The organism is Peptostreptococcus sp. MV1 (assembly GCF_000758885.1).
Classification (GTDB): domain Bacteria; phylum Bacillota; class Clostridia; order Peptostreptococcales; family Peptostreptococcaceae; genus Peptostreptococcus.
The window spans coordinates 1-11,102 of the sequence record NZ_JRNB01000030.1 but is presented as its reverse complement, the minus strand read 5'-3'; the positions used below and the strand labels follow the sequence as shown (position 1 = coordinate 11,102).

Below are 11,102 nucleotides of genomic sequence, written 5' to 3'. Positions count from 1 at the left end.
ATAATTCATATATGAATTATACAGAAGCATTAGAATTTATACATGGAGTGGAAAAGTTTGGTATGATACTGGGGCTGGACTCTATCAGAGAGCTTTTAAATAGGCTGGATAGGCCTCAGGATGGGTTGAAATTTATCCATATAGCAGGAACAAATGGCAAGGGGTCTACGGCTAGCTTTGTGACAAATATCTTGATGGAGGCAGGTTATGACGTTGGCCTATACACATCGCCATTTTTGGAGGTATTTAATGAGAGGATTAGGTTGAATGGTCATAATATAGACGACCAAGATTTAGCAGATAGCGTAGCCCTGGTAAAGGACGCTTGTCAGCAGATGGTGGTAGAGGGATTACACCACCCTACTGAATTTGAGTTGGTTACAGCTACAGCCTTCGTATACTTTATCAGTAAGAAGGTAGACTATGTAGTCTTGGAAGTGGGTCTAGGTGGCAGGTATGATGCTACCAATGTAATCGACAAATCCCTAGTCAGTGCTATTGCATCTATCAGCCTAGACCATACCAAGGTTTTGGGTGATACTGTAGACAAGGTTGCCTACGAAAAGGCAGGAATAATCAAGAATAATGGTCAGGTCATCATGTATGAGCAGGGTCATGAAGCGACTGATGTAGTCAAAAGGGTATGTCAAGAACAAGGGGCAGACCTAATTATATCAAGGAATTCTAGTATAGAGATCAAAAAGTCAAATCTAAATAACCAGGTATTTGATGGTCTAGACTATTTAGGGAATAAGTATGAGGATTTGAAAATTAGGATGATAGGCAGGCACCAGACAAAAAATGCCCTTCTAGCCTTAAATATAGCAGTCTATTTGGTGGAGAACAAGTTAGCTGATATAAGTAGGGATGCTATATATTTTGGTCTACTAAAGTCTAGGTGGCCGGGTAGGATGGAAATTCTTATGGATAGTCCCCTATTTATGATAGACGGTGCCCATAATCTTGAAGGGGCCCAGTCTCTGGCTGGAGAGTTAGATAGGCTTCTAGGAGAGGAATGGGACAAGACACTGGTTCTAGGACTATTAGCTGACAAGGATGTAGATGGGATAGTCAAGATCTTAGTACCCAGGTTTGATAGGGTGATAGTAACCCTGCCTAATAATCCAAGGGCCATGGCCGTAGAAGAACTGGCCTATAGGGTAGGGATGTACTGTCAGGATATTATATGTATAGAAGATATAGGACAGGCTGTAGACTACTCATTTGAACTTGTAGAAAAAATAAGCAAGGAAGAAAAGGCCAGAGTGCACGAAGCTGAAAAAAGATCTAAGAAATCCAAGTCCAGACAAAGGAAAAATACCATTGAAAGGCCCAAGAAAAAGGCCATTATTGGGGCTGGATCCCTATTTCTGGTTGGAGATATAAGGGGCCATGTTAATAAGGCTACTTTAGGACAGTAATAAGGGCAAACAAGTAAGGTATAAGATATTAAAAAAATTTAAAAAATCTATTGACTATGACATAAGGTAATAGTTTATACTCTTCATTGTCAGGAGGTGCGAAAATGTATTTGATTAAGAAAGTTAGTGAAATTAGTGGTGTATCGGTGCGCACTTTACATCATTATGACAAGATTGGCTTGCTGTCTCCACAAAAGAACGAAAATGGATACAGGTACTACTCTGAAGAGGATATATCTTCTTTACAAATGATATTGTTCTATAAGTATTTGGGGTTTTCTCTAGGACAGATAAAGAAATTGATAAGGCAAGAGGATAAGGAAATACTATATCATCTAAGAAAGCAACTAACTTTAATGCAAGATGAAAAGCAAAGGCTCCTGACACTAATAGAAACATTGGAAAAGACCATTGAGTCTCAGGAAAGGAGTGTTACCATGTCAGTTAAAGAAAAATTCAAGGGATTTACATACCAGGATAATGAAAAGTATAAACAGGTAGCTGTGGATACATATGGAAAAGAAGTTATTGAGCAGGCTATCGAAAAGCAAAAAGGAAAAGAAAAAGAAATTGCCGATGGTTTTAATGAAATATTTTTTGCCTTTTCAGAAAACCTATCAAACAGACTAAGTCCTACATCCAAAGAAAATATAGGTTTGGCAGAAAAACTGCATAAACATCTTTGCGAATATGCTTTTGATTGCAAGATAGGTGTATTTTCAAGTATTGGTTATGGATATGTTCAAAATATAGAATTTAAAAATAATCTGGATAAATTTGGAGATGGAATGGCACAGTATGTATGTGATGCGATTCAAGAGTATGTAAAAGAAAAACAAAAGTAAAAGAAAAGGGTATAGTATTTATGCTTGTGGGTCAAATATAAAAAAGCTTATGAACATAATATAGTAATAAAAAATTAAATAAAATAAATTTTTTTCATCTGTTGCATCTGCAACAGATTTTTTTTTGACCCGATACTATAATGAGTACATAAGTTAAATAAAAGTGAAACACAAAAAACAAATAATAAGACCCTAATATCCTAAAGGGGCAAAATCAAAAAAGGGTATGTTAAAAATCAAAAAAATTGTTGGAATGAAAAGGAGAAAAATTATGAAGGAAATAAATATGTTTTGTTATCAGTGTCAGGAAACAGCAGGATGTTCAGGATGTACAGTAAAGGGTGTCTGTGGAAAGACTCCAGAGGTTGCGAGAATTCAGGACCTACTAGTATACGTAACTAAGGGAATATCAGAGGTAACTACAAAGTTAAGAGCAGAGGGAAAGTCAATCAGCAAGGAAGACAACCATATGATTACTCTTAACCTATTTACTACAATAACAAATGCCAACTTTGACTTTGATGTATTTGTAGACAGAATATACAAGACTCTAGATGCAAAGAAGAGATTGATAGCTCAGTTAGATGATGCATCAAGTTTAAGTTCAGTAGCCCTTTGGGATGAAAGAGATATCGAGATAATGGATGAAAAGGCTAAGACAGTTGGAGTATTAGCTACTGAAAATGAAGATATCAGGTCTTTAAGAGAGCTTATAATATATGGTCTAAAAGGGCTATCAGCATACTCAAAGCACGCCAACATGCTAAACTATGATAGTGAAGAGGTAGATGCCTTCCTACAGGAAGCCCTATACAAGACTACACAGGCCCTAAGTGTGGATGAGTTGATTTCCTTAACAATGGCTACAGGTGAAGCTGGTGTCAAGGGAATGGCCCTACTAGATGCTGCCAACACAGGTACATTTGGGAATCCAGAAATCACACAAGTAAACCTAGGAGTTAGAAACAATCCAGCTATACTGATTTCAGGCCACGACCTATCAGACCTAAAAGAACTACTAGAACAAACTAAGGGAACAGGTGTAGACGTATATACACATTCAGAAATGCTACCAGCCAACTACTATCCAGAGCTAAAGAAGTATGACAACCTAGTTGGTAACTACGGTAATGCCTGGTGGAAGCAGAAGGAAGAATTTGAGAGTTTCAACGGTCCAATCCTAATGACAACTAACTGTATAGTACCACCAAAGGATTCGTACAAGGATAGAATCTACACAACAGGTTCTGCAGGATACCCAGGATGTAAGCATATACCAGGAGAAGCTGGATCAACTAAGGACTTCTCAGCAATCATAGACCACGCCAAGAGATGTGCTAGCCCAACTCAGATAGAAGAAGGAACAATTGTAGGTGGATTTGCCCACAATCAGGTCCTAGCCCTAGCTGACCAGATAGTAGAGGCAGTGCAGACAGGTGCAATCAAGAAGTTTGTAGTAATGGCAGGATGTGATGGAAGGCAGAAGGGCAGAAACTACTATACAGATTTTGCCAAGGCCCTACCACAGGATGCAGTTATCCTAACAGCAGGTTGTGCTAAGTACAAGTACAACAAGCTAAATCTTGGTGACATCAACGGTATACCAAGAGTCCTAGATGCAGGCCAGTGCAATGACTCATACTCACTAGCAGTAATAGCTATGAAGTTACAGGAAGTATTTGGTCTAGAAGATATAAACGAATTACCAATCGTATACAATATCGCCTGGTATGAGCAGAAGGCAGTAATAGTATTATTGTCACTCTTATACCTAGGAGTGAAGAATATCCACCTAGGACCAACACTACCAGCCTTCCTATCACCAAACGTAGCAAATGTATTGGTTGAGAACTTTGGTATAGCTGGTATAGGAAGTGTAGAAGAAGATATAGAACTATTCTTCAACTAGGAAGGTGTATATTACTCATATACTTAACTTCTTAAGATAAAAAATATTCAATTTGAATCAATAGTTACAATAAATAAATGGGTCAGTAAGTCTTGTTGCTAAGCTGGCCCATTTTATATAGGCTCCTTTGATTTTGGGGAGATTTTTCATATCAGAATTTTAAGGGAAGCATGAAAAAAGATTTGATATAAACTATCAATTATGTTAAATATATAGCTAGATTTTTAGGAGGTTAAGAAAAACTTGCTACTTGTTTAACATAGTTTGTTAAAATAAACATAATATTGGTTGTGGAAAAATATATATTTTAAGGTCTTGTGCTATAATATATTTAGTAAATAAGGTTTATAAGGGTGAATACAGGCTTTTAAAGTGGTATTCCAATATACAAAATAATAACATATTTGAGAATTTTATAAATAATTATAAAAATTTGTAAAAAAGTATATGAAAAATTTATCAAATGCGTTATAATATAGACAAGCTTAGTAATAGGCTTTTAATTTTTGTAGGTAAAGGTAATAGAAAATATAAAAGAAGCAATTAAGAAGTAAAGAAATATGGGAGGGAGCTATGAGAGATATTAGAGAAAGTTTCAAGAAATCATACATGAGAATGTTACAACAAGAAAAGTTTGTCCAAGCTGTTATTAGCCTATCAGAAGATGAGGGCCTAGATTTAGACTTGGCTAGCCAGGTAGATGAAAAGTTTGGACGTATGGAAATGGGCGATCCAGATGAGATGGCAAATAAGCACGCTGGCGATGACAAGTGGATGGACAAGAACCTAGGAATAATAGAAAATAGGTTTGCCTTTGTTATTAAGGCTGTTGTTGATTATGATGAGGGCCAGATAATAAACCTAAAGGAAAGATTCTATGGTCTAGGTCAGGAATTTATGCCTGAGTATGAAGGTCTGCCAATCAGACATATCTACAATGTAATCAGGGACCTTTTATTGGACGGTGGTAGGTCTGAAGAATTAAATGAGGTTATTAGCGAAGAGTATGATGAAATAATATGGAAGAGAACTAGGCCATCTACATGCAAGTACTGGGCCTATCTAGATGTTGACTTTAACAAGTATTATTTACCGCTTAGACAACAGTTTATAGATGGCTTGACTGAGAAAACAGACGTAGAATTCAAGAAATTAGATGAAAGTGTATGTGTATTGGCTAGAAGAATGTAATAATAGTATACTAGTAGTTCATAAATTTTAAATATTAAAAAAAAGAATAAATGAAACAATAAGAACGGAGCTAAGATACCCTTGAGATGGGCATCTTAGCTCCGTTTTATAGATATTTTATTTATTAAGTATATATTAAATAAATTTACAATTTCTAAAAAGTATACTGGGGACCATCTGCATTATTTGTAATATATTTCGTAAAGATTCCTACAATAGCACATCCACTGACTAGACATTTTTCCAGGAAGTGCATCTTGCTAAGGGGCCTTTTAGTACTGATATCAAATGATGCAACTTCGTTTCCTTGAGAATCTGAGTACACCAGGTTGGCCAGGGGCTGGTCTGGATTTTTCAAGATATCAACCCGATTGTATTTAATAGTTTTATTTAGTTTTTCAGTGTCTTTCTGTATAAGGTAGAGGTCCTTACTTGGAACTAGGTCAAACTTGACAAAAGGAATGCCATTTATTTTAGCCTTGTCCACAGGTGTATTTTTTTTGAACAGGTATTTTGTCTTGTAGTGTTTGTTAATATAGTCCAAAGTATTGTAGGATGCTAGTTTACGATTTTCCTTGCTAGTAGCTCCTAGACTGACACCGATTAGCCTATTTGAGCTATCATTACCATGACCCTTGTCTATCTTCATTGAATAGGCTAGGCAGTATCCAGCTGCATCTGTAAAACCAGTCTTAAGGCCATCTACGTTGGTGATCAAGGGCAATAGTGGGTTTGTATTTTGCTTATTGATGGCTTTTTTAGAATTTACGTAGGATGACATATTGGTTATTTCTGTCAACTGGTGGGGATACCTAGAGTATAGGTATTTAGATAAGATTAATACATCTCTAGCACTAGTCTTATTTTCTACTCCTACAGACTTACCGTTTACAGTCACGCTGGTAGGTAGCCCATTGGGATTGTAAAATACTGTGTTTTTCATGCCGATTTCTTTAGCCTTTTTGTTCATATTTGCTATAAAGTTTTCGTATGAGGACCCTACATGGTGGCTGATTGCTAGGGCTGCATCATTGGCGGATACTATCATCATGCCCTTCATCAATTCTTCTAGTCTGATCTGGTCGCCCGCATTTAGTTTGATGTTGGTACCAAGCCTATTTACATCTGATGGAAGGATTTTAACTACATCTTTGTAATCGACTTTTTTTTGAGATATGGCATCAAATGTCAGTAATAGGGTCATCATCTTTGTCAAGCTGGCCATGGGTGAAACATGGTCTGCATTTTTTTCGTAGACTATTCTATTAGTGTCCATATCACTAACTATAGCAGAACGTGAGTATGAATCATGGTATCTAGTGGCTGCATTGGCTCCTGTTTGCATCAAAAGTGACAGGCAAAGCCCTATTGCTAAGATTTTACTTGCTTTTTTTCTATTAATCATTTGTTAAATTGCTCCTATGTATATATAAGTGAAAACCCTTAAGTAGTCACAAGCATTCGGGCCCTATTGTGAGCGTTTACGACACAAATATGACATTTCAAGGGTATTTTTAAATTAAACAATATAATTATAGCACAATTTATACTAAAATCCGGACAATTTTTATGGATTTATTTACAAATATATCTGTGGCTTTTTAGTATAATTTTTAAAAGTGTGATAGAATAGTAGTAATAGGATAGAAAATAAAAATTTATTTATATATAGGAGGTAGGTATGTTAGATAATAGCACAGATGATTTGATATTAGAAAAGCTCATAGTACTATACACGCTTAATAGTATGGATGAAGATCTGACAGATTCCCAGCTGACTGAAATAATCTTGGGAACAGGAGTTATAAACTATTTTGTATTGCTGGCACTCTTACCAAAGATGATGGATGCCAAGTTTATAACTACTTATGAGAAAAACAAGACTAAGTTGAATGCAATCACTCAAAGTGGCCTAGAGGTTTTGGTATACTTCCAAAATAGGATACCAGACTACTTTATCAAAAAAATAGATGACTATATAAGGGACAATAAGGAAGACCTACTATCTTCACAGATTAAAAAACAAACCCACTATAGTATGCAGGGAGATTCTTCTTATCTGGTCAATTTAGTGATAATAAAGGGACGCCAGAATGTGATGAATGTAAATGTTAGTGTGGATACTGAGGCAGAGGCCAAGGCTATGTGTGACAAGTGGACTAGGGATTACGAAGACAAGTACAATCAAATATTAGAGATAATAAATTCCTAATCTTTTAAAATAGATATTTGATTATAATTTTTATGTATTTAAGATTATATAAAAACTTTAATATTTGTATCTTGCAAAATAATAAAAATAAGATGGCTAAGTAACAAGGTCATTGAAATTGAAAAGGCTAGGGGGTTCAAGTAACTAAAATGAACTACCTAGCCTTTAAAATATGCTTGTATCTTGAAGTGGCAAGCATATAATATTTATTGTATTTCTATGTATTCCTTGTATTTATTGTAGTCAACCTCATCAAGTGATAGGGTTAGACTGATTCCAGAATCCAGATATTCAAAAGATTCTAGGGCATACTTGTCGCTTAGGCTGCTAAAGATATGTCCCTTATCATATGGCAATAGAAGTTTTACCCTATAGGAGCCCTTGTCTAGGGCCTTTTGAATCATATCCATCAGCTTGTCCATATTGATATTTTTCTTGGCGGATAGGTAGACTAGGTCATCCTGGTTTCTAGGATAGATATCTAGGTCTAGCTTGTCTATCTTGTTGTAGACTGTGATAGTATTCTTATCATTTGCCTTTAGGTCCCTTAGGACACTCTCTGTGGTAGACTTCTGTATGTCAGAGCTAGCATTGGTAGCATCTATTACGTGTAGGATTAGGTCAGCGTAGGTTACCTCCTCAAGAGTTGCCTTGAAGGCATCTACTAGGTCATGAGGCAGTTTGCTGACAAAACCTACAGTATCGACTACTAAAAATTCCCTCTTGTTAGGAAGGAGAGCCTTTCTAAGGGTTACATCAAGGGTTGCAAATAGCATATCCTTGACAAATACTTCCTTTTCCTTTTCATAGTCGGGATGGCTCTTAATTATTTCGTTGAGTAGGGTAGACTTGCCTGCATTTGTATAGCCGACTAGGGCAACAATTGGTATCTTGTTCTTACTTCTTTGGGCCCTCTGTACGTCCCTTATCTTTACAACTTCCTTTAGTTCCTTCCTGATATTGGCAGCCCTGTTTAGTATATGTCTCTTGTCTTTTTCCAACTTCTGCTCACCAGGTCCTCTGGTACCGATACCTGCACCAGTCCTAGACATCTGGCCACCCATACCATATAGCCTAGGTAGTCTATATTTCAATTGGGCTAGCTCGACCTGAAGCTTACCCTCACGACTAAGGGCACGTTGGGCAAATATATCTAGAATTAGGGTGGTCCTATCGATTATTTTTTTACCAACTATATCCTCAATATTTCTAATTTGGGCACCAGATAGTTCATCATTGAATACGACCATACTTGCATCTAGGCTCTCTGCGTAGATCTTGATTTCTTCTATCTTGCCAGAACCCAGATAGGTAGCAGTATCTATACTGGATTTATTCTGTACCAGCTCACCGACCACCTCTGCACCGGCAGCCTTTACCAGTTCCTTTAGTTCCAACATAGAGTCTTCAATATCTATATCATCAGACTTTTTTGCCAGACTAGTCAGGTTTAGACCGACACAAAGGGCCTTTTCTTTTAAGTTTATTATATCTTCATTGTTTATGTTTAAATCGCTCATTATTTTTCCTTCGAGGAAGACACCTCCTTATTAAAATTAATTATTGTGGATTTTCATTTGATTTTATTTGATTATATCATACTATCGGTATAAAAAACATACTCGTTCAAGGTGTCCAGATGAATTATATCATAAAAAACACATTAAATTCATATTGGAGAAGTTTAACTATTTGCTTGTTTAGAATAAAAATACCTAAAAAAATATTTTCTAGTGGGGCAAAATGGACCCATCAAAGAAACTTGTTATAAAAAAGACTAAATTTATATATGAAAAAATTATTTAGTATAGAGACTAGAAAATAAGTAGTAGAAAAAGATAATGGCTTTTTAAATTATAGAAAAAAGATGTTTACAGGATATAAATAACAAGTTTGATATATTTAATACAATTAAGTAACTTAAAAAAATAAGATTTTTATATAGAATTCATATAAAAAATATACAATTAGGTATATAAAATTAGAAAATTGTTTAAAAAACAAAAATACAATAAATGGATGGAGGTTGAGTAATTATGTCTAGTATTTTGGAAGTAAACAAGGCCATAGGAGATTTTGTATGGGGGTGGCCTATGCTGATAATGCTACTTGGAACAGGTTTGTTCTTGGGGTGCAGAACCAGATTTGTGGTGATAAGGAAGTTTGGCTATATAATCAAGAATACCCTTCTAAAGATGTTTAGTAAAAATTCTGGTGGTGAAGGTGAAATATCAGCCTTTCAGGCAGTATCTACTGCCTTGGCAGCTACGGTTGGTACAGGTAATATAGCAGGTGTAGCCCTAGCTATAGCAGTTGGTGGACCAGGAGCAGTATTTTGGATGTGGCTATCAGCTATATTGGGTATGTCTACCAAGTTTTCTGAAGTAATTTTAGCAGTGACATACAGGGTCAAGGATAAGGATAGCAATGTCTGTTCTGGCGGACCTATGTACTATATTGAGAGGGGCTTAGGTCAGACTTGGTTGGCTAAACTATTTGCCTTGTTTGGAGCTCTAGCAGCCCTAGGTACAGGTAATATGACCCAGTCGAATTCTATAGCCCAGTCGCTAAACATGGCCTTTCATATAGATATGAAGGTTGTTGGAATAGTATTGACTATCCTGACAGCAGTAGTAGTTTTAGGGGGTATCAAGAGAATAGGTCAGGTAACTGAGAAGTTTGTACCATTGATGGCGGCCTTTTATATAGTGGGTGCAGTAGCTATCCTATGCATAAACGCAGGCCAGATACCACACGCATTTGGCTTGATATTTGGTTCAGCTTTTTCTGGTCATGCAGCAGCAGGTGGCTTTGCAGGTTCTACCTTGATGATGGCCTTGAGAAATGGTGTAGCAAGGGGAGTATTTACTAATGAAGCAGGTTTGGGTAGTGCACCGATTGCCCATGCAGCAGCGACTACAGACCATCCGGTTAGGCAGGGTCTATGGGGAGTATTTGAAGTATTTGTAGATACCCTAGTTATATGTACAATGACGGCCCTAGTAATACTTGTGTCTGGAGAATGGACATCAGGTCTACAGGGGGCAGCTCTTACAACAAGGGCCTTCCAGTCAGGCTTCAATGGTGGTCAGTACATAGTATCTATAGGCCTAACATTATTTGCATTTTCAACAATATTGGGTTGGTCATACTATGGAGAAAAATGTACTCAATACCTATTGGGAGAAAAGTTTGTCAAGGTATATAGGTTGATATACATACCATTGGTATTTGTAGGTTCAATAGGTGGACTACAGTCGATTTGGGCAATATCAGATACAGTGAACGGCTTGATGGCCCTACCAAACTTGGTTGGTCTACTATTCCTATCAGGTGTAATAGTAGCCTTGGTAAAAGACTTCTTCAAGGATCCAGATAGGATTAGGGAATATGAGGATGAATATATGGCTGCATTGCCAGAAAAATATAGGCCAAGAGACTTAAAATAAATTAATATAGAGAGGTGGGTATGGACTCATCTACAAGAAAAAGGTGTATCCTCTAGTATTATTGGGGCTACACCT

General features: G+C 36.6%; 8 protein-coding genes. 6 read left to right on the top strand and 2 right to left on the bottom strand.

What is annotated here, in order from left to right:
• The 4 genes from HMPREF1639_RS02590 to HMPREF1639_RS02575 all read left to right on the top strand — a co-directional run.
• Positions 1–1,421, top strand: a 1,421-nt coding sequence (locus HMPREF1639_RS02590) for a bifunctional folylpolyglutamate synthase/dihydrofolate synthase (RefSeq protein WP_242847261.1), incomplete at its 5' end; no start/stop codon positions are given.
• A 104-nt stretch (positions 1,422–1,525) separates the two neighbouring features.
• Positions 1,526–2,266 carry a MerR family transcriptional regulator gene (locus tag HMPREF1639_RS02585; protein WP_036762965.1) on the top strand — a complete coding sequence of 247 codons (741 nt, stop codon included), beginning with the start codon at positions 1,526–1,528 and terminating at the stop codon, positions 2,264–2,266.
• 271 nt (positions 2,267–2,537) lie between these two features.
• On the top strand, positions 2,538–4,175 hold the full coding sequence (gene hcp / locus HMPREF1639_RS02580) for a hydroxylamine reductase (protein ID WP_036762964.1): 1,638 nt from the start codon (positions 2,538–2,540) through the stop codon (positions 4,173–4,175).
• A 573-nt stretch (positions 4,176–4,748) separates the two neighbouring features.
• Positions 4,749–5,366, top strand: a complete 618-nt coding sequence (locus tag HMPREF1639_RS02575; RefSeq protein ID WP_036762962.1) for a hypothetical protein — start codon at positions 4,749–4,751, stop codon at positions 5,364–5,366.
• 154 nt (positions 5,367–5,520) lie between these two features.
• Here HMPREF1639_RS02575 and HMPREF1639_RS02570 read toward each other — a convergent pair whose 3' ends face one another.
• Positions 5,521–6,771: a D-alanyl-D-alanine carboxypeptidase family protein gene (locus HMPREF1639_RS02570; protein ID WP_052045390.1), complete on the bottom strand. Its 1,251-nt coding sequence runs from the start codon at positions 6,769–6,771 to the stop codon at positions 5,521–5,523.
• A 276-nt stretch (positions 6,772–7,047) separates the two neighbouring features.
• Between HMPREF1639_RS02570 and HMPREF1639_RS02565 the strand changes: the two genes are divergently transcribed.
• Positions 7,048–7,578, top strand: a complete 531-nt coding sequence (locus HMPREF1639_RS02565) for a DUF4364 family protein (RefSeq protein ID WP_036762961.1) — start codon at positions 7,048–7,050, stop codon at positions 7,576–7,578.
• A 206-nt stretch (positions 7,579–7,784) separates the two neighbouring features.
• Here HMPREF1639_RS02565 and hflX read toward each other — a convergent pair whose 3' ends face one another.
• Positions 7,785–9,098 carry a GTPase HflX gene (gene hflX, locus HMPREF1639_RS02560; RefSeq protein ID WP_036762959.1) on the bottom strand — a complete coding sequence of 438 codons (1,314 nt, stop codon included), beginning with the start codon at positions 9,096–9,098 and terminating at the stop codon, positions 7,785–7,787.
• Between the two features lie 516 nt (positions 9,099–9,614).
• On the opposite strand from hflX, the gene HMPREF1639_RS02555 reads away from it, so the two are divergent.
• The gene (locus HMPREF1639_RS02555) at positions 9,615–11,027 is read left to right on the top strand and encodes an alanine/glycine:cation symporter family protein (protein ID WP_036762957.1); all 1,413 of its coding nucleotides are present in this window, start codon (positions 9,615–9,617) and stop codon (positions 11,025–11,027) included.
• Positions 11,028–11,102: the final 75 nt, after the last annotated feature.